Genomic DNA, 20,427 nt, shown 5'->3' with positions numbered 1-20,427 from the left:
GTCTCCCTTTACATTTGTATATCATTCGTATATCATTCCTATAACCATCCCGCCCCTACGACCGCCTTCCAAATACCCAAAAGATAGTATCTTACCTAACTAATACATCTGATATAATGAAAAAATACAGCCTGCTTTGCCTCCTACTCCTATCCGTCGCATCCATCCATGCCCAATCCACAAAAGTCAAATTCAATACCTACTACGGTAGCTTCATCGTCACCCTCTACGACCAGACGCCCAAACACCGCGACATGTTCCTCGCCGAAATTAAAAAAGGCACCTACACCGGCGCCCTATTCAATCGCATCGTAAAAGATTTCGTAGTACAAGGTGGCGTACACGACGATACCGTCGTCCTGCAACAAAAACAACACCCCGAACGCACCATCCCAAGACTACCGGGCGAATTCAACCCCGATATCTTCCATAAAAAAGGAACCCTCGGCGCCGGCAGAGATGACAACCCCCAACAGGCTTCCTTCCTCGATCAGATCTATTTCGTCATCGGCAGAAAATACACCGAAACACAACTCGACTCCCTCGAACAACAAAAACATATAAAAATCCCCGCCAGCCACAGAACCTTCTACAAAACCAATGGCGGACTCCCCTCCCTCGATGGCCGCTATACCATCTTCGGCGAAATTACCACCGGATACCAAGTAATAGAAAAGATCAACCAACTCCCGACAGACAACAAAGAATACCCGCTCAAACAAGTGCCCTTCAGCGTAATTATCTTGTAAATAAACATACCGTGTAAAGACACATTTACCTGCTGCCCAACTTTACATGTCATAAAAAATATTCTCTATAATACTATAAACTTTACTTATATGCATTATCTTTATCGAATATACTAAAAAAGTATATATTCAATTCTATACTCATGAAAAAGACAATTCTGTACTTGACTGTAGCCACCGGCTTTCTATTCGCCTGTTCCAAAAATTCTAAAAACGACGCACCAGGCCCCGATCCAGCTCCTAAAACCGTAAACGTAAAAGATCCGAAAGCACTGACCGCCGCCGTAAAAGTATACCATGGCTCCTTAGTCAATGGCGCATTCCCGGACGCATCCGGCGCTGGCGCACCGGTATTAAGTACCACCAACTACAAAGATGTCATCCCGGCCATCTCCGGCAGGTACGCCGTCCTGCCACTGATACTGAACGTCCCTGATGGACAAAACCCCACAGCTCCCAAAGGTGCCTACGTCAAAATAGTAGGAGCCGATAGCTACTTCGACATCGATTTTTCCAAACCACTCAACGGCAGACAAGCACCGACTAAACACAATGGCATTGCCCGCGATGCATATGCCGACTCCGTTGTCGTGATCAAACTACCCGAAGACATCACAAAAGATACCTTCAAAGTAGAACTGGCTATCTATAACGCACAGAAACAAGTGAGCAACAAAGTAACCATCGCCATCGCAACCATCGCTGCCGGTGGAGGCTCCGCCAACACTGCCTTCCAAGCCACCTGGATACCTAGCCGGTATAAAGACGATTCCACCAATCTGGAATGGAAACCTGCCATGGTAGATCGTGTAGACAGCGGTTACCTCGTTTGCGTAAACAACCAACTGAATTTCTCAGAAACTAATATACCAGGTGCAAAAAAATACTACCTGGGAGAATACCACGATGTTAAAAACGAAACCACGTTTGGCGCTGGCGGACAGGGCTCAAGCGAATACCTGGTAAAAAGAAAAAACCTGGATTATAACAAGTCTACCTGCGACAACCTCGTCTATGTAGAAAACAACGACGGCAGTAAAGAGGTATTCGGCTGGTCTTACAATACCTCCACCCAGTTAATGACCCTCGTCTACGATGGCAACGGCATTAACGGAGAATTCGACTTTGAAGTAATCCGTATGAGGATCGAAAATAATAAGCTCTATATGAATGAACGACTGAAAGGCATCAGAGAATACGTGAAGAAATAATAATCATTTCAAATAAAAAAGAAGGTGTCCCAACAGTATGGCCTGCCCCCAAAAAGTGTCTAACTTTTTGGGGGCAGGCCAAGTAATGGGTACACCCTCTTTTTATTCGCATAAAAGCACCTGCACTTGTACTAACCTAATGTCTCACCCACCCGGACATAACAACATTATCGCTTGAACACATTGAACTTGTGACCGTCAGGATCAGCAAACACAAAACCGTAATACCCCTCGCCAAACGCTTCCGGCTTCGAAACAATAGTCCCTCCTGCTGCCGCTATCTCCTTCTCCCAACTATCCACCTCTTCCTTCGTATCCGCAGAAAGAGTAAAGATAATTTCATTGCCTGCCTTGGTATCAATGATAGGACCCATCATAGCCGGCTCCAGTACATCCCTTAAAAAGAAATGAATGATAAAGTCTTCGTCGCCAAAGAAGAAACTGGTCAATTGATCCGATGCCCCATTGTGCTTAAAGCCAAGTTGCTGGTAGAATTTAGTGGTACGTGCTAAATCCTGTACACTGAAATTCGCCCAGATTTTTTTTGTTTTCATAAACTAATGGTTTTATAGTGAATGCCTTGTTGTAGATACCCTGAATCACTAACGGCATAAGCAATCCAATAGAGCGTGGATATCAGTTTCAAAAGTAAGCCACGAACCTATAACACAGGGTGGCCATTTGTGCGATTTTCGAGGGCATTTCAGCCATCCTTCACACCAGGTCACCACACAAAAAAGAGGCCATCTCAAAAATATTGAGATAGCCTCTTTAAAATGCCTTATTTAATCACTGGTTGTTACTGCTGTGAAGCAGGATTAGTTACAGGCGTAGCCGGTGCATCTGTTGCTTTCTCGGGTGCCTTCTCGATCAACTCCATAAACTGATCCAGCTTAGGTGTAATAATGATCTGCGTACGTCTGTTCCTGGATTTACCAGCATCGCTGTCATTAGGAGCAATCGGGTTATACTCCCCTCTACCACCTGCTGTCAGACGCTTAGGCTCTACACCATAAGTGTTCTGTAATGCCTGTACCACCGAAGAAGCACGCAGCGCACTCAAGTCCCAGTTATTACGGATGTTCGTCTGGGAAATAGGCACATTGTCCGTATTACCCTCGATCAACACATCATAATCCTTGTAGTCCTTAATGATCTTCGCGATCTTGCTGAGCGTAGTACCAGCTACAGGAGAGATCTCATAGCTACCAGACTTATACAGCATCTTGTCAGATAAAGAGATATATACCACACCTTTCAACACCTGTACATCCACATCCTTCGATTCCTCACGGCTCAAAGAACGTGTCAGGTTGTTGGTCAGCACCATATTCAGCGAATCGCTAGTATTTTTGGTGTTTACAAGGTGTTTGATATAATTGTTGGCAGAATTGATCTCATCTACCAATTTGGAAATGTTGGTATTACCCTGGCTGCTGGAATTGAGACATTTATCCAACGCAGCCTGTAGCGCAGCTACACTCGTACGTTGTGCCTCGATTTGCTCTTCCAGGCTCTTTACACGGGTAGTAGCTCCCGATAGCTCACGCTGGGATACCTGGTACCTGCCATCCAGATCTCTGTTCTGGTTGCGAAGCTCATTATAGCTCGTCTGCAATTCGCTAAACTTCTTGTTACTTACACAGCTTTCACCTAATACGGCTACCATCAGTAGCGTTGATAATAAAACCGGTGTCCTCATGAATTTAATGTTTAATATGAAAATTATTTCACCTGATCCCACAACAGCCTAATACGAACAAAGGCTATGCCAGTCCTGCAAGTAACTGATTATCTATGCCTTAAATTATTATTGTCCCGTTGCCAGATCTATCTGAAGTTGTTTGTCCCTTTTTACTAGTCATTCCACATCTATGAATCATTACATCGCCCACATTAAACACAATATCATTGGCAAAATTCGTTGGTGGGTACGCGTAAGTCCCGTGTATAGGTCACCTTAATACCGGTACGCACAGGTTAATAGGAAATCGCAGGCGAAAATAAAGATTTAACTTTTTCCGTGCTACTTAATTATACCCTAACACACCAGATAGGACAATGTTTAACATTTCTTTCAGTAAAATACCCCGAAACCCCTGCCAGTATTAGAATTCTATTAAAAAAGTACTTTTGCCGGATAAATGCACCGTATACCATGCTGCCTTATCTGACACTCATTACTATCATACCGGGTGATGCCACTCCCATATATCTGCAGATCGCTGACCAGCTTATCGCACTCATCCGGCAAGGCAGAATAACTACTGGCGCATTCCTCCCGGGTACCCGCGAGTTGGCCGGCACACTACAGGTACATCGCAACACCGTCATCAAAGCGTACGACGAACTGATCGCCCAAGGCTGGCTCCAATCCCTCCCACGCAAAGGATTCCAGGTAGTCCCCGAACTCCCCCTCACCAAACCGCGCTCCTTCCAACCCAAAAATAACTATGCCCACGATCCGCTCACTCCCGATACCCGCTTCCAGGAAGCCATGAAAACCACCATCCCCACACATCGCCAGTACAATGACCAATCCGTCATCGTCAACGATGGCTTCCCCGACGTCAGAATGGCCCCCTTCTCCTACTTCATGAAAGTATACTACAAACTACTCGCTGACCCAGGCCTCAACCTCCTGGAACAACAACCCGACCTCGGTGGACTCGAATCCCTCAAACATAACGCCGCCCAATTCCTCAACCAAACCAGAGGCCTCAATATCACCGCCGATCACCTGCTGATCGCACGGGGCGCCCAAATGGCCATATACATCGCCGCCGCCCTCCTCCTCCAACCAGGCGATGCCGTCATCACCACCGATCCCAATTATTTCATGGCCGACGAAATGTTCCGCAAAAGAGGGGCCTCCATCCACCGGGTACCCGTCGACAACAATGGCATGGACGTCGATCAGCTCGAACAACTCCTCACCACTGCCACCTTCAAATTACTATACGTCATCCCTCATCACCATCACCCTACCACCGTTACCATGAGCGCCGCCAGAAGACAAAAACTGCTGGCACTCATCAAACAATACCAGCTATGGGTCATCGAAGATGATTATGACTACGACTTCCACTACCAGCACAGCCCCATACTGCCCCTCGCCAGCACCGGCCACGAAGGCCGTATCGTCTACATCGGCTCCTTTACCAAACTACTCGCCCCCTCCCTCCGTATAGGCTACCTGGTAGCCGGTAAAGAATTTATCAAACAGGCCGTCATCTACAAAAAACTGGTAGACCTCAGAGGAGATACCCTCATGGAAGCCGCCCTCTCCGATATGATCCACGACGGCGAACTCGCCCGCCATATCAAACGCACCCAAAAAATATACGCCGCCCGGCTCGACCTGGCCATACATCTCGTACAGGAACTGCTCAGCGATGCCGTCTCCTGCACCCGCCCACAGGGGGGCATGGCCCTCTGGCTCTCATTCAAAAAAGAATACCCCCTCGAACAGATCTTCCGATATACTGCCGCCCATGGCGTATACCTCCAGGGTAGCGCCTATCATAGCGGCAACAACAGCCACCACAATGGCTTCCGATTCGGCTTCGCATCCCTCAACGAACAGGAATTACGCAAAGCCTTACTTACCATCAAACAGGCCATCACACAGTATTCCAGATAACAAACAACAACTGGCCTATCCCACCTACCCCCATCTGGTACCTGCCACCACCTTTCTGAGTTACTAAATTTGTGGAAACAAATATGAATACATGAAAGACAACGTGACATACGCTCAACTAATAGCTCGCCTAGCACTAGGAGTGGGATTTCTCCTGCCCGTAATGGACAGGATCGGATGGATGGGTGCCCCCGGCTCCGGCAATGTAGCATGGGGCGACTGGCCACATTTCCTCGCCTACAACCACAGCCTCATGCCATTCCTCGGCAAATCACTGGCAGATATATTAGCACTCCTCGCCACCACCGCAGAAATCATCATCGGCATCGGCCTCATACTGGGCTTTAAAACAAAATGGATGGCTACAGGCGCCGCTCTCATCACCGGCACATTCGCCGTCTTTATGATCATATCCCTCGGAATAGCAGCGCCCTTTAAATATCCCGTATTCGTCTTCACCGGCGCCGGCTTACTATTATCTAATGTCTATCGCTTCAAATGGAGCATTGACGATTACATCACCACCAAATAATCCACGCAAAAAATAATACGATGAAAAAGAGACTTAACATGCACAACATCTTCCCCGATCTATATAAACACCTCACACAGATCGACCAACAAATAAAAGCCGCAGGTATTCCACCGCTCTACCTCGAACTCATAAAGATCCGTACCTCCCAGATCAATGGCTGCGCATACTGCCTCGACAAACACATCTCCGATGCCATCAAACTAGGAGAAGAACCCCGCAAAATATACGTATTGAGCGCCTGGCACGAAGCCGTCAACTGGTTCTCCGCAGAAGAGCAGGCCATCATCCGCCTCACCGAAGAAATCGCACATATCGGCGAACATGGCATCAGCGATGATGTCTACGACAACGCCCTCCAACTGTTCGGAGAAGAAAAATTAGCCTTCCTCATCTCCGCCGCCATCAGTATGAATGCCTGGAACAGACTGGGCGTAGGCCTCAACCTACACCCGGTCAAGTAAATACATCCACGTCCCCCGGGAACCGCATTGAACAGTCAGCATGAAAAATAAATGAGTGTTATTGTAACATAAGTCACCATTTGTAACCACTCTTTATCGGATACACTGCCTGAGCATAAGCCCCGATTCCGGGGGCCCAGGCTGGGGTAAATAAATCGCGTTCTACTTCCCGGGCTAAGTATATAACCCCATCCCACCATTTTAGCTACTGATCCCCATACCCAATCATAATCCATTGTAAATCAACAATCCTATTGTCTAATTTTTACTATACAGATAATTACATTTCAAATACGTTTGCAACACAATGCTCATGTCAAATGCCCGGATCTATCCTTGTTTTTTCACGTTAAAACATATATCATATGAAAGCATCATTCAAACAATTGCAGTCGTTAGCCCGTACGTTAACCAGAAACGAATTGCAGAAAATCACCGGCGGAGTAAATGCAGTAGCCGGAATATGTGACGACTGGAGATCAAAACCAAACGTCTGCTACAACTGTTGCATCACCGTCTATTCATGGAACTATTGCGCCGAACAGTGCCCTGGGAAAGGTGGTCCCAAACAAGAAGACCAGAACTGACAAAAAAGAGGCTAACCAAATCTTTGGTTAGCCTCTTTTCTTATAAGCAGTTAAAAGTTTACATGCCGACTACTGACCTACTGCCAGATCAGCATCTACATTACCCCAACCAAATTGGTTATTACGATTGTTCGCATACGTAGAAGCTCTGCGCATACGGGCAACGATACTATCTCTCGGATAAGCTGGGTATTTGCTCCACACCAATGCTGCTATCGCTGCAGTATTAGCCGTAGCTACGGAAGATCCTCCCACCGTAGATGGCTCGTCGCCAGTCATCGCAATGGAAAGCGCCAGACGGCCATTGGCAGTCTTTTCCATCACAGAGGTAAACGCTACCTGCGGCCCAACGTGACAGTTACCGCAACGATCAGTCAGGTTGTCTTTCATACCCGTTACTGCATACACTTCACTCATAGTAGCAGGGAATATCACACCTACAAAACTACCGAAGAAACTGGAGGAAGTACCAGCAGCACAGAACATCAGCTTGCCCTTGTTGTAAGCATAACGGATACCGTCAGAGATAGGACTGAAATCGATAATAGTACCCAGGCTCATACTGATTACCTTCACAGCAGGATCATTACCGCCGAGTACATAAGCGTCAGCCACACCGTTGATAGACTCCTTGGACAGGATCACCACGTTCTCCGCAGCATGTACCATCACCAGGTTACAGTTGTATGCAATACCTGCCGTATTACCGGTAGTACCGCGTGGACCTGCCAGCGCACCGGCCATGCTCGTGCCGTGACCACAAAGATCATCCGGCGTACCGCCCTGGAAGGTCACCAGCTTCTCTATCGTACGACCGGTAGAAAGCCCTTGGTTAAAACCACTGCCAAATGCAGACTGCGTAGGGCTGATACCGGTATCGATGATCATCACCTTCACACCCGCACCGGTAGACTTTGCCCATGCCTGCGGGATCTTCTGATAAGGATAGTTCCAGGACTGTTTGGCCGCAGGAGAGATCGTAACATAGTCACTACCACTCACCAGCCCTGGCTCAGGAGTATTACTGCCACAGCCAAAGTTCAGCAGCGTAGAAGCAGCACGCTGACTACTGGTAGAAGCTTCCTCCATGTAAGCACCATAACCAATAGGCTCCGCATAACGCACCATCCCTGACTTACGCAGCGCCGATAACGTCGACAACTTAGTAACCTTCACATCCACGATCGGCAACGTAGTACGTGCATACTTTACAATGGATTGCGAAGTACGCCCATTACCCTCCACACTCTCCTGCTCCGTAATCAGCCGCAACACAGCTTCACGGGCTGCCTTCCAGCTGTCATCATTAAGATCCAGCTGATGAATAGTGCCGGCAATATCCTTATAGCCCGCAGGTTGATAACCCACCGACAATATGCTATCGCCTTGTACTAACGCACTCCATGCCATCTCATCACTGGCCATCTGCCAGTTAAAATGACCCGTGGTCATCAGTCGCTCACGGATAAATGCATTGATCTTAGATTTTGGTACCACCGCTTCGGGGTTTTCATTTCCGGGAACACCAGCACGGGTTACAGGTTGATCCTTCCGGCAGGCAGCCAGGGACAATGCCACCATACCGGCAAAAAGTAAACGAGAGGTTCTCATGTCTGTAATTTAAAAGTGAAAAATTGGAAAAAAACAGCTACAAAAATGAATTAGATCGACGCCGGCTCAGCAGCGGCTAACTTATCCGCTAACGCTTCCACCCAGGCGTCATTATAAATAGTGCTCATATACGTATATCCCTTATCCGGGAAAATCATCACCGCCGTTCCACTACTTCCCGTTACCTCCAAATAAGCCTTGGCAGCATAATATACCGCCCCCGAAGAAGCACCGGCAAATATGGCCTGCTCCTGTAATAAAGCCTTACACCCGGCAATCAGCTCCATATGCGATACCATCACCACATCGTCAATATAAGCGTTGGCAATAATCGGTGGCACCCGGCTGGCGCCAATACCGGAAATATACCGCGACTTCGCCTGCGACTGGAAGATCACCGATCCTTCTATATCCACGCCAATGATCTTCGTCTCCGGCCGCACCGGCTTAATACGACTCGAAAGCCCCGTAATAGCCCCGCTCGAACTCACCGCAACAAATACATGATCCGGCTGTGGTAACGCCTCCAGTATCTCATCCGCCAATCCATAATATCCTTTGTAATTGTTAGGGTCACCATACTGATCCGCAATAAAAGAACCGGGTATCTCCGCATGCATTCGCTCCACCGTAGCTATACGCGTCAACAGGTAACCGCCCGTCTCATCCCGCTCCTGCACCTTCACCACCCGGTACGACAACAACGTCAACAAGCGCTCATTGTCCGTATTGATATTAGGATCTATCACTGGAATAAACTTCAATTGAAGCAACTTGCAAATAGATGCCACCGCCACCGCCAGGTTACCCGAACTGGAAGCAATAATCGTCGTATCCTGGTTGATAAGACCGGCCTCTATCCCTTTGTAAATAATACTATACGCCGCCCGGTCCTTGGAACTGCCCGTGAAATTGTTATACTCCAGCTTCGCAAACAGCTGCGCAGAAGCATGACGGAGTGGTATACAAGGGGTCTGTCCGATAAAGGGGGCTAACTGTTGCAGAACATGTAGCATGGAATAGGGTTTAATAATGGGTTAAACAACTAAATAACAGATCTCGGCTGCAGCTGAATAACAGCTCAGATAACAGCCTAAAGTTTATAATGCTTTTGTAAATGCCGGGCCAGCTCCCGCGCACTCGCCTCCAGGATCATCGTATGATGATCCCCGCTAACAGTCAGCTGGTCTATCGTAAACGCATGCACGTCCCATCCCAGCCACTGTTCATCCTTTTTGCGGGTAGCAGCCTTGACCACCAGTAATGGCGCCTTCACCTGCCCCTCCGGCCGGTAAGGGATCAGCCCGTGACGGATGTCCAGCTCATTCACACGTAGCACAAACGCCGCATGCTCGCTGGCTTCCCCCCAATGCTCCCGTAAATAAGCACCCAGAAATGCCGTCACCTCCCCAAATCGTAATCCCGATAAATGTACCGCCAACGCATCCACCCACTCCGGATAAGGTGTGGCAATAATGTGATACTGCTCCAGGAATTGCATAATAGCCGTAACATGCGCTGGCGTAAGCAGCTCATCAGCAGTAGCACCACTCAAAGCCTGGCTCGTAGTATCCAGTATCACCAGCAGATCAACGTCCGCTCCCGTCGCCTCCAGCTGCCGGACCATCTCGTAAGCCACATAGCCGCCGAAAGAATGCCCTATAAGCCGGTAAGGTCCCTCCGGCTGTATCCCCCGGATCCATTCAATATGCCGGGCCGCAATAGAAGGAATATCCGCCAATGGCGTCTCCCCGGCAAATACACCTTGCATCTGTATGCCATATACCGGCGCAAGTTGCTCCATGGCCCGCCCCAGCTCATCATAACCATTACTCACCCCATAACCGCCGGGAACTATAAACACCGGCGCCGCATGCACCGTTTTATTAAGGGGCAATAAGTGTTTGGATAATAATGAAGGTACTGCCGTCTCCGTTACCACTTCTCCCCCGCCAGCGGCAATATGCGCACTCAACCCCGCAATCGTAGGATGCATATATATGTCCCGGACCAACACACGCGTATGCAGCTGTTGCTGTATCGCCTGAGAAAGCCGGATAACAGCAAAAGAATGGCCGCCCCGCTCAAAGAAATTATCATGGATGCCAGGGGCACTGATGGGTAGCAAATCCTCCCAAAGCGCGGCCAGCTGATGCTCCAGCTCCGTACGGGGCGCCTCATAGGCAACTTGCCGCACCTCCTCATCCGGCAAAGGCAACGCCGCACGGTCCACCTTACCATTACCCGTCAACGGGATCGCCGCCAACTCCACCAACACCGATGGGATCATATGCGATGGTAAACGCTCCCGCAGATAAGCCAGCAACAACGCCTGGTCAAATGCTGCTCCTCCTTCACATACCACATAACCCACCAAACGCCGCTCCCCTCCACTATCCAAGGGTGCCGTCACTAAAGCGGCACTTACAGTACCATGCTCCTGCAACACACGCGAGATCTCACCGGGCTCTATCCGGTAACCACGGATCTTTACCTGCTCGTCTATACGACCCAGGTACACGATCTGACCGTCACTACGACGGTATCCAAGGTCACCACTACGATACAGACGCTCCGTAATACCGGCCAATGGCGCGCCGGCAATAAATCGACTCGCAGTCAGCTCCGCCTGATGCAGATACCCTCGTGCCAATCCGGCGCCACCCACACACAACTCCCCGGCTACTCCTATCGGACACAACTGCTGCACTCCGTCCAGCACATACAGGTCCAGCGTCGGTATAGAACGCCCGATGAGACTGCCTTGCTGCGTCTCCGCAAACCCAATACGCTGGTAACTGACATGCACCGTCGTCTCTGTTATACCGTACATATTGATCAACTTCGCCAACGGATAATGCTCCAGCCACCATACCAACCTACTCGTATCCAACGCCTCTCCGCCAAAGATCACATACCGCAACGCCAAGGGTAATGGGGACGATGCCAACTCCTCCTGCAACAGGTAAAATGCCGCCGGCGTCTGGTTCAATACCGTCACCCCTTCCCGGTGCAACAAAGCCGCAAAAGCAGCCGTATCACGGGCATCCTCCCCAGATACCAACACCACACGTCCGCCGTACAATAAGGCGCCGTATAGCTCCCATACCGAAAAGTCAAAACTGAAGGAATGGAACAAAGTCCAAACATCCGTCGACCTAAAATCATATAACTGACCCTCATGCTCAAACAACCGGACCACATTCTCATGCGTGATCATCACCCCTTTGGGACGGCCCGTAGAACCAGAAGTATAGATAATATAAGCCAGCGAACAGGTGGGTATATGTATCATAGGGACTGTCTCCGGATAAGTACCGATCACAGCGGCTGCAGCATCCAGGCACACCACCCCTTCTACCGGCAACAAATGACGGTAAGCATTACTGCTGACCACCACACTGGCCTGCGTATCCTCCAGTATATAGGCAATACGGCTGGCCGGATAAGCAGGGTCCACCGGCACATAAGCGCCGCCGGCTTTTAAGATCCCCAATATCCCCACCACCATGTCAATATTACGTCCCAGGCAGATCGGCACCAACACATCCTCCCCCACACCTTGACCGCGTAAATAATGCGCCAGCTGATTAGACCGCGCCTGCAACTGCGCATAACTGATCGTAGCCTCACCATCCGTCACGGCGATATGATCCGGCGTACGGAAAGCCTGTGCCTCCAGCAGCGCAACAATACTCACCTCCTGCGGGTAAGCAGCTTCATTACGGCTCATCGCCAGCAAAGTCGCCGCTTCCTCAGCGCCCAACATCGGCAGCAACGATACCGGTTGCTCCACATCCGATACTATACTGCGCAATAACTGCTCATAATGCAACAGCATACGCTCAATACGCCCACGCTCAAAAAGATCCGTAGCATACAACATCCCACAGGACAATCCTCCTTCCACCATCTCTACCGTCAATGTCAGATCAAACTTGGCAGCCTGCAGATCACTGTCCTCCCCGGATAACTGTAAGCCGGATAATTCCAGCGTCGCCGGCGCCGCATATTGCTGCAACAGGAATAATACCTGAAACAACGGCGTCCGGCTCATATCCCTTTCCTGCACAACGGCATCTACCACTTGCTCAAAGGGAGCATCCTGGTGCGCATAACCGTCTAATACGGTCTGCTTTACTTGCTGTAATAATTTGTTGTAACCTTCAGCGCCATCTACCTGGCTCCTCAATGCCAGCGTATTGACAAAAAATCCGATCATATCTTCCGTCTCCTGCTGTGTCCTGCCAGCCACAATCGTCCCCACACAAATATCTTCCTGTGCCGTATACCGGTATAACAACACCTTAAAGGCCGTCAGCAGTGTCATAAAGAGTGTCACCTCTTGTGATTGTGACAGCTGTTGCAATGCTGCCGTCAACGATGGGTCCAGCGACAGGTAAACAGTATCTCCCCGCAGACTGGGGACGGCCGGTCGCACCAGGTCCGTTTGTAACACCAATGGCAACACGCCGGCTAACTGCTCCTTCCAATAACCTAGTAATCCCACTCCTTCCTCTCCGGACAAACGATCTCGCTGCCAGATCGTATAGTCCGCATATTGTATGGCTAAAGAGGGCAACCGTGCCGGTCGTCGCTGTATATAAGCATTATATAATTCCGTTAGCTCCCTAGATAAAACACCCGAAGACCACCCGTCATAAGCAATATGATGCATCGTCAGCACCAGGATATGCTCCTCGCCAGACAAGATCAGCAAACTCGCCCGTAACATATGATCCCGGCATAGATCAAATGGCGCCGTCACCAACTCCCGGATATAACCTTGGCAATAATCCGCATCCGTAAATCGTGGATCAGATAAAATGTCCAGCTGCCAGCCATCCTTGTCCAGCACCTGCTGGTAATTACCCGATGGCGTAGCCGCAATAACAGTCCGCAATACTTCATGGCGATTAACGATCACCTGCAGGCTATGCGATAGCACCCCCCTGTTCAATGGCCCCGTTATACGAAGTACAACAGGTACGTGGTAATGCTGACTGCCTTCCAGCTGGTCAATGAACCATAAACGCTCCTGGCTATACGACAACGGTATCGGTGCCGTCTTGTCCTCCCGCGGAAGCAATGGCAGAGACACAGTACCTGCCTCTTTGATTAACCTGGCCCCTAAACCGGCAATAGTAGGATGATCAAAAATATACCGCACCGGCAAATCCCTTTGTAACTTCTTCCGGATCGCTGATACCAAACGGATAGCAAGCAACGAATGCCCGCCCCGCTCAAAGAAATTATCATGGATGCCAGGGGCACTGATGGGTAGCAAATCCTCCCAAAGCGCGGCCAGCTGATGCTCCAGCTCCGTACGGGGCGCCTCATAGGCAACTTGCCGCACCTCCTCATCCGGCAAGGGCAACGCCGCACGGTCCACCTTACCATTACCCGTCAACGGGATCGCCGCCAACTCCACCAACACCGATGGGATCATATGCGATGGTAAACGCTCCCGCAGATAAGCCAGCAACAACGCCTGGTCAAATGCTGCTCCTCCTTCACATACCACATAACCCACCAAACGCCGCTCCCCTCCACTATCCAAAGGTGCCGTCACTAAAGCGGCACTTACAGTACCATGCTCCTGCAACACACGCGAGATCTCACCGGGCTCTATCCGGTAACCACGGATCTTTACCTGCTCGTCTATACGACCCAGGTACACGATCTGACCGTCACTACGACGGTATCCAAGGTCACCACTACGATACAGACGCTCCGTAATACCGGCCAATGGCGCGCCGGCAATAAATCGACTCGCCGTCAGCTCCGCCTGATGCAGATACCCTCGTGCCAATCCGGCACCGCCCACACACAACTCCCCGGCTACTCCTATCGGACACAACTGCTGCACTCCGTCCAGCACATACAGGTCCAGCGTCGGTATAGAACGCCCGATGAGACTGCCTTGCTGCGTCTCCGCAAACCCAATACGCTGGTAACTGACATGCACCGTCGTCTCCGTTATACCGTACATATTGATCAACTTCGCCAACGGATAATGCTCCAGCCACCATACCAACCTACTCGTATCCAACGCCTCTCCGCCAAAGATCACATACCGCAACGCCAAGGGTAATGGGGACGATGCCAACTCCTCCTGCAACAGGTAAAATGCCGCCGGCGTCTGGTTCAATACCGTCACCCCTTCCCGGTGCAACAAAGCCGCAAAAGCAGCCGTATCACGGGCATCCTCCCCAGATACCAACACCACACGTCCGCCGTACAATAAGGCGCCGTATAGCTCCCATACCGAAAAGTCAAAACTGAAGGAATGGAACAAAGTCCAAACATCCGTCGACCTAAAATCATATAACTGACCCTCATGCTCAAACAACCGGACCACATTCTCATGCGTGATCATCACCCCTTTGGGACGGCCCGTAGAACCAGAAGTATAGATAATATAAGCCAGCGAACAGGTGGGTATATGTATCATAGGGACTGTCTCCGGATAAGTACCGATCACAGCGGCTGCAGCATCCAGGCACACCACCCCTTCTACCGGCAACAAATGACGGTAAGCATTACTGCTGACCACCACACTGGCCTGCGTATCCTCCAGTATATAGGCAATACGGCTGGCCGGATAAGCAGGGTCCACCGGCACATAAGCGCCGCCGGCTTTTAAGATCCCCAATATCCCCACCACCATGTCAATATTACGTCCCAGGCAGATCGGCACCAACACATCCTCCCCCACACCTTGACCGCGTAAATAATGTGCCAGCTGATTAGACCGCGCCTGCAACTGCGCATAACTGATCGTAGCCTCACCATCCGTCACGGCGATATGATCCGGCGTACGGAAAGCCTGTGCCTCCAGCAGCGCAACAATACTCACCTCCTGCGGGTAAGCAGCTTCATTACGGCTCATCGCCAGCAAAGTCGCCGCTTCCTCAGCGCCCAACATCGGCAGCAACGATACCGGTTGCCCCACATCCGATACTATACTGCGCAATAACTGCTCATAATGCAACAGCATACGCTCAATACGCCCACGCTCAAAAAGATCCGTAGCGTAAATAATACTCCCCGACAAGCTGTCCTCCGTAACCGACAGCGTCATACTCAACTCAAACTGCGTAGTGCTGACTCCGTGAGCAACCTCCTCAGGTACAATATCTCCTAATTGTAAAGTGGTCGACCCGGGCACATTCTGTAATACAAACAACACCTGGAATAATGGCGTCCGGTAAGTATCCCGTTGCTTGACAACCGCATCCACCACTTGCTCAAAAGGAACATCCTGGTGCGCATACGCATCCAACGTCGTTTGTTTTACTTGCTGCAACAGCTCCGCAAATGCACTATCACCTCGCACCGTACTACGGAGCGCCAGTGAATTGATAAAGAATCCGATCAGGTTTTCTGTCTCCTGTCTGGTCCTGCCGGCAGTAGCAGTTCCCACACAAATATCCGTCTGCCCCGTATATCGGTACAACAATACCTTAAAGGCTGCCAGCAGCGTCATAAACAGCGTAACACCTTGCGCTTGCGATAACGCCGTTAACTGCTGGGAAAGCATCTTATCCAAATGAAAACCCACACCGTCACCCTGCCAGTTAGCTATCTGCCGCCGCGGATGATCCGTCTGTATCTCCAGCGTAGCTGCCTGGTCCAGCTGCCGCCGCCAGTAGTCCAGCTGCGTCGCCAATAACGTACCCGAAAAATGAGCCCGCTGCCAGATAGCATAATCTGCATATTGTAAGGGCAAAGGCGTCAGAACGGCTTCCTTACCCGCTACCGCGGCATTATACAAAGCAGCCAGCTCACGCACCGTAATACTGTTAGACCACCCGTCCGAAGCAATATGATGCAACGTCACCACCAACAGGTATTCGTCTACACCTGTCACCAGCAAATGCGCACGCAACATGTGATCCCTAGATAAGTCAAATGGCGCCGTCGTCAGCGCCTGCAAATAATCAGATAATCCGGCGGCATCCTTCTCTCCTGCATAGGATATTACAGACAGTTCCCATAGGTCCTTTTCCAACACGCGCTGAAAAGGAATACCGTCCTGCATATAAACCACTGTCCGCAACACCTCATGCCGGTTTACGATACCACGTAAAGCATACGACAGGGCAGCAATATCCAGCACACCACGCAACTGTAACACCACCGGTATATGATAATGCACACTGCCTTCCAGCTGATCAATGAACCATAAACGCTCCTGGCTGTACGATAACGGGATATGTGCAGGACGGGCCTGCACACTCAGCTGCTGTCCGCCATCCTGCACCTGCTGACGAGAAGACAATAATTCACTCATGCCGCCCAGCGTCGGATGATCAAAGACTTCTCCTATACTCATATCAACACCCACTTCCTTACGTACCGCAGAGATCAACCGGATAGCCAGCAATGAGTGACCGCCCATACTGAAAAAGTCATCCCCCAATCCTATACCCGATTCTTCCAGCAACAACGCCCAGATATCGCGTAGCTGCTCCTGTAAGGGCGTCCACAACACATCAGCGGTAGCATCCGCTCGCGGTGCCTGCACCGGGTCGGGTAAAGCCTGCCGGTCAATCTTCCCATTCGGCAACTGTGGCATCACAGGTAATACCGTCACCGTAGCGGGCTGTAAATGCTCCGGCAATCCACTACGCAAATGCAACCACAACGCCTCCTCCTCATAATCAGCATCCACCGTGATATAGGCGTGTAAACCATAAACACCACTGTGATCCGCCCGCGCTATCACCACCGCTGCAGACACTCCCACACACGATTGTATCAGACTGCTCACCTCACCGGGCTCCACCCGGTAACCCCGGATCTTCACCTGCTCATCCACTCGGCCAAGGAATACAATATCACCACCTGGCAAATATTTAACACGGTCACCCGTACGATAAAATCTTAGTCCGCTACCCGCATCCAACGGGTCGCTAATAAATCGGACCGCCGTCTGCTCATCCTGGTGCAGATAACCCAACGCCACACCACCGCCGCCGATATACAACTCCCCGGGAACACCTACCGGACAGCGTTGACCACTGCCACTCAGCACATACACCCGCGTATTCCCAAATGGTCGCCCTATAGGCACCGAGCTGCCCCTAACAGCACCTGGCTGTACTACATACAACAGCTTGCCGATCGTCGTCTCCGTAGGTCCATAGTGGTTGGCTACCACACCCGTATAACCACAATCCCGGATACTATCCACCACGCCTCGATCCAACAACTCACCACCAAAGATCAACACACGATCCGGCAACAATAACCTCCTGCCGCCAGACAACGCACGCCAGTGCGATGGCACGATCTTTACACAGTCTATACGGTGGAGATCGAAATAAGCCGTCAATCGCTCCGCATCATTGATCATATCACGGGAGAACAAATGCAACACACCACCAAATACAAGCGATGCATACAAAACCGTATTACCAAGATCAGTAGCAATACTCGATACCAGCGCATAACTGCTACAATCCGCTATCGGCAATCGCTCACCCAATCCTGCCAGGTAATCATGCAGGTTACCATGACTCACCATCACCCCCTTAGGCATACCCGTGCTACCGGAAGTATAGATCACATAAGCGGTCATACCACTATCTATAACAGGCAATGACAAGGTTACTGCCGCTGTCGCTGCTGAACCAGACAACCAGGACAGCACCTCCAACTGCTCACAACTAGTAACGAATCCCAGTCGCTGACTTACCAGCACTATGGCAGCGCTCGTATCCGACAGTACATATTGCAACCGGCTTTCCGGGTAGTCCGGCTCCAATGGCACATATGCCGCGCCACTCTTCAACACCGCCAGGATCGCCACGATCATCTCCGCAGATCGTTCCATACAAATAGGTACCAGGCTACCGGCGCCAATACCGCGGCTGTACAGGTACATCGCCAGCCGGTCGCTATAGGCTTCCACCTGCGCATAAGTATACTGCTGTCCGCCAAACACCAGCGCCGTCTGCTCCGGATGCTGCGCAACCCGGGCCGTAAACTGTGACGGTACACTACGGAATACACCAATCACCTGACCACTATCTTGCAGACTGTCCAGCTGCAACTGCTCCGTACTACTCAGCAAGGGCAACTGACCGATCGCCTGCTCCACATCCGATACCACACCGTACAACAACTGCAGATAATGACTTCCCATCCGCTCAATAGTCGCCGATTCAAAAAGATCCGTACGGTACTCTATCCTCGCATAAATACCGTGTTCATATTCTTCCATCGACAGGCGGATATCAAATTTGGAGGTCGTATGCTCCACCTCCTCCTGCGACAACACCACATCGCCGAGGGAAAGCTCCGGAGCCGGTGGTACGTTCTGTAGTCCAAATACAACCTGGTATACCGGGTTCCGGCTCAGGTCTCGCTTTTGCTCTATCTCTTCCACCACGCGCTCAAAGGGTACCTCCTGCCGCTCATAAGCGGCGATAGTAGTTTGTTTTACCGCCTTCAGTAAATCAGCAAACGACTCCTCCGGCTGTATCACACTGCGCAATGCCAGCGTATTGATGAACAATCCGATGAGGCCTTCCAATTCCCGCCGGTTCCTGCCCGCAACAGGAGTACCCACACAGATATCCGTCTGCCCGCTGTAACGATATAACAACACTTTAAAGACAGACAACAACAACATGAATAAAGTAACCTCTTGCTGCTGACAAAGCATATATAATTGTCGCTTGAGCGTAGCATCTACCTCAAATAAATAAGCCGCACCGCGTATACTTTGTACCGCAGGGCGCACATGATCCGTAGGCAATAACAATGGTTGCACACCTCCCAACTGCTGCCGCCAGTAATCCAACTGCTGCGATAACCGGCCGGCATCACATTGCCTGCGCTGCCAGATAGCATAATCACCATATTGTACCGGCAACTCCGGCAACTGAGCCGCCCGCCGCTCAACAGCTGCACTGTAACATTCCACCAGCTCCTGCACCAATATACCGGTTGACCAACCGTCCGATGCAATGTGATGCATAACGATCACCAACACACAAGAACCAGCCGACAGCCTTATTAATTCGGCCCGTAACATATAGTCACCGGACAGATCGAACGGACGCTGCAATACACTTGCTATATAAACTTTTAATCGCTCCTCCGTAGCGCTGATACCACCATCCTCCTTTACATGCAGTTGCCATCCGCCCGCAGGTAGCAACACCTGGTATACACCGCCCGCATCCGACCGCATCACCGTACGGAGAATAGCATGACGCTCCATAACCTGCCGGAAAGCATGTTCCAGCGCAGCAATATCCAATATCCCATCCACCCGCAACGCCAGCGGAATATGATATTGTACACTGCCCCCCGCCTGGTCAATAAACCACATCCGCTCCTGCCCGAAAGAAAGCGGAACAGGACCGTCATTTATATCGGCGGCCGACAATGGCAATAACGTCGCTTCCGCTTCCTGCTCCTGCTGACGCCGGAAATAGGCCAGCAACGATGGTTTATAGTTCCGCAGCCGGTCCAGCAAACCTTCATCTATATCGATATCCTCCGCTGCCTCCACCAGCAATTCATCGGCTTCGTAAGAAATAGTAACACCCTGATGATGGGCTTCGTGTAACAGCCCTATGATCTGTGACAAATTATAATCAGACATGTAGCAG

11 protein-coding genes are annotated in these 20,427 nt (G+C 50.5%); 6 read left to right on the top strand and 5 right to left on the bottom strand.

Annotated features, from left to right (window positions below; translation table 11 throughout):
• Positions 1–116 precede the first annotated feature (116 nt).
• A complete protein-coding gene (locus KTO58_RS09250; protein ID WP_095839635.1) occupies positions 117–749 on the top strand; it encodes a peptidylprolyl isomerase in 633 nt (210 codons plus the stop codon).
• 143 nt (positions 750–892) lie between these two features.
• Positions 893–1,960 (top strand): hypothetical protein, encoded by a 1,068-nt coding sequence (locus KTO58_RS09245; RefSeq protein ID WP_095839636.1) that lies wholly within the window; start codon positions 893–895, stop codon positions 1,958–1,960.
• Positions 1,961–2,127: 167 nt separating this feature from the next.
• On the opposite strand, the gene KTO58_RS09240 is transcribed toward KTO58_RS09245, so the two are convergent.
• Together KTO58_RS09240 and KTO58_RS09235 are read right to left on the bottom strand one after the other, a co-directional pair.
• Positions 2,128–2,514 carry a VOC family protein gene (locus KTO58_RS09240; protein WP_095839637.1) on the bottom strand — a complete coding sequence of 129 codons (387 nt, stop codon included), beginning with the start codon at positions 2,512–2,514 and terminating at the stop codon, positions 2,128–2,130.
• Between the two features lie 245 nt (positions 2,515–2,759).
• On the bottom strand, positions 2,760–3,662 hold the full coding sequence (locus KTO58_RS09235; RefSeq protein WP_095839638.1) for an OmpA/MotB family protein: 903 nt from the start codon (positions 3,660–3,662) through the stop codon (positions 2,760–2,762).
• A gap of 456 nt (positions 3,663–4,118) precedes the next feature.
• Here KTO58_RS09235 and pdxR point away from each other — a divergent pair, with 456 nt between their 5' ends.
• The 4 genes from pdxR to KTO58_RS09215 all read left to right on the top strand — a co-directional run bounded on the left by pdxR (position 4,119) and on the right by KTO58_RS09215 (position 7,186).
• A complete protein-coding gene (gene pdxR, locus KTO58_RS09230) occupies positions 4,119–5,603 on the top strand; it encodes a MocR-like pyridoxine biosynthesis transcription factor PdxR (RefSeq protein ID WP_095839639.1) in 1,485 nt (494 codons plus the stop codon).
• A gap of 91 nt (positions 5,604–5,694) precedes the next feature.
• Positions 5,695–6,135: a DoxX family membrane protein gene (locus tag KTO58_RS09225; protein ID WP_095839640.1), complete on the top strand. Its 441-nt coding sequence runs from the start codon at positions 5,695–5,697 to the stop codon at positions 6,133–6,135.
• A gap of 20 nt (positions 6,136–6,155) precedes the next feature.
• Positions 6,156–6,599, top strand: a complete 444-nt coding sequence (locus KTO58_RS09220; protein ID WP_095839641.1) for a carboxymuconolactone decarboxylase family protein — start codon at positions 6,156–6,158, stop codon at positions 6,597–6,599.
• Positions 6,600–6,964: 365 nt separating this feature from the next.
• On the top strand, positions 6,965–7,186 hold the full coding sequence (locus tag KTO58_RS09215) for a hypothetical protein (protein ID WP_157753059.1): 222 nt from the start codon (positions 6,965–6,967) through the stop codon (positions 7,184–7,186).
• 69 nt (positions 7,187–7,255) lie between these two features.
• Here KTO58_RS09215 and KTO58_RS09210 read toward each other — a convergent pair whose 3' ends face one another.
• From KTO58_RS09210 to KTO58_RS09200, 3 genes are all read right to left on the bottom strand, one after another.
• Complete coding sequence (locus KTO58_RS09210; protein ID WP_095839642.1) at positions 7,256–8,797, bottom strand: S8 family peptidase; 1,542 nt, start codon at positions 8,795–8,797, stop codon at positions 7,256–7,258.
• A 50-nt stretch (positions 8,798–8,847) separates the two neighbouring features.
• Entirely contained in the window at positions 8,848–9,813 is a 966-nt protein-coding gene (locus KTO58_RS09205; RefSeq protein ID WP_225860161.1) for a pyridoxal-phosphate dependent enzyme, read from the bottom strand.
• Positions 9,814–9,890: 77 nt separating this feature from the next.
• Positions 9,891–20,420, bottom strand: a complete 10,530-nt coding sequence (locus KTO58_RS09200) for a non-ribosomal peptide synthetase (RefSeq protein ID WP_225860160.1) — start codon at positions 20,418–20,420, stop codon at positions 9,891–9,893.
• Between the last annotated feature and the right edge of the window lie 7 nt (positions 20,421–20,427).

The sequence above is a fragment of the Chitinophaga pendula genome (assembly GCF_020386615.1).
Lineage (GTDB): Bacteria > Bacteroidota > Bacteroidia > Chitinophagales > Chitinophagaceae > Chitinophaga > Chitinophaga pendula.
The sequence above is the reverse complement of the archived record's forward strand: the minus strand, read 5'-3'. Positions and strand labels throughout refer to the sequence as shown.

What these genes read in the sequence shown, in the direction of transcription:
- KTO58_RS09250 (WP_095839635.1), top strand. Translation starts at nt 117, where the DNA reads ATGAAAAAATACAGCCTGCTTTGCCTCCTACTCCTATCCGTCGCATCC.
- KTO58_RS09245 (WP_095839636.1), top strand. Translation starts at nt 893, where the DNA reads ATGAAAAAGACAATTCTGTACTTGACTGTAGCCACCGGCTTTCTATTC.
- KTO58_RS09240 (WP_095839637.1), bottom strand. Translation starts at nt 2,514, where the DNA reads ATGAAAACAAAAAAAATCTGGGCGAATTTCAGTGTACAGGATTTAGCA.
- KTO58_RS09235 (WP_095839638.1), bottom strand. Translation starts at nt 3,662, where the DNA reads ATGAGGACACCGGTTTTATTATCAACGCTACTGATGGTAGCCGTATTA.
- pdxR (WP_095839639.1), top strand. Translation starts at nt 4,119, where the DNA reads ATGCTGCCTTATCTGACACTCATTACTATCATACCGGGTGATGCCACT.
- KTO58_RS09225 (WP_095839640.1), top strand. Translation starts at nt 5,695, where the DNA reads ATGAAAGACAACGTGACATACGCTCAACTAATAGCTCGCCTAGCACTA.
- KTO58_RS09220 (WP_095839641.1), top strand. Translation starts at nt 6,156, where the DNA reads ATGAAAAAGAGACTTAACATGCACAACATCTTCCCCGATCTATATAAA.
- KTO58_RS09215 (WP_157753059.1), top strand. Translation starts at nt 6,965, where the DNA reads ATGAAAGCATCATTCAAACAATTGCAGTCGTTAGCCCGTACGTTAACC.
- KTO58_RS09210 (WP_095839642.1), bottom strand. Translation starts at nt 8,797, where the DNA reads ATGAGAACCTCTCGTTTACTTTTTGCCGGTATGGTGGCATTGTCCCTG.
- KTO58_RS09205 (WP_225860161.1), bottom strand. Translation starts at nt 9,813, where the DNA reads ATGCTACATGTTCTGCAACAGTTAGCCCCCTTTATCGGACAGACCCCT.
- KTO58_RS09200 (WP_225860160.1), bottom strand. Translation starts at nt 20,420, where the DNA reads ATGTCTGATTATAATTTGTCACAGATCATAGGGCTGTTACACGAAGCC.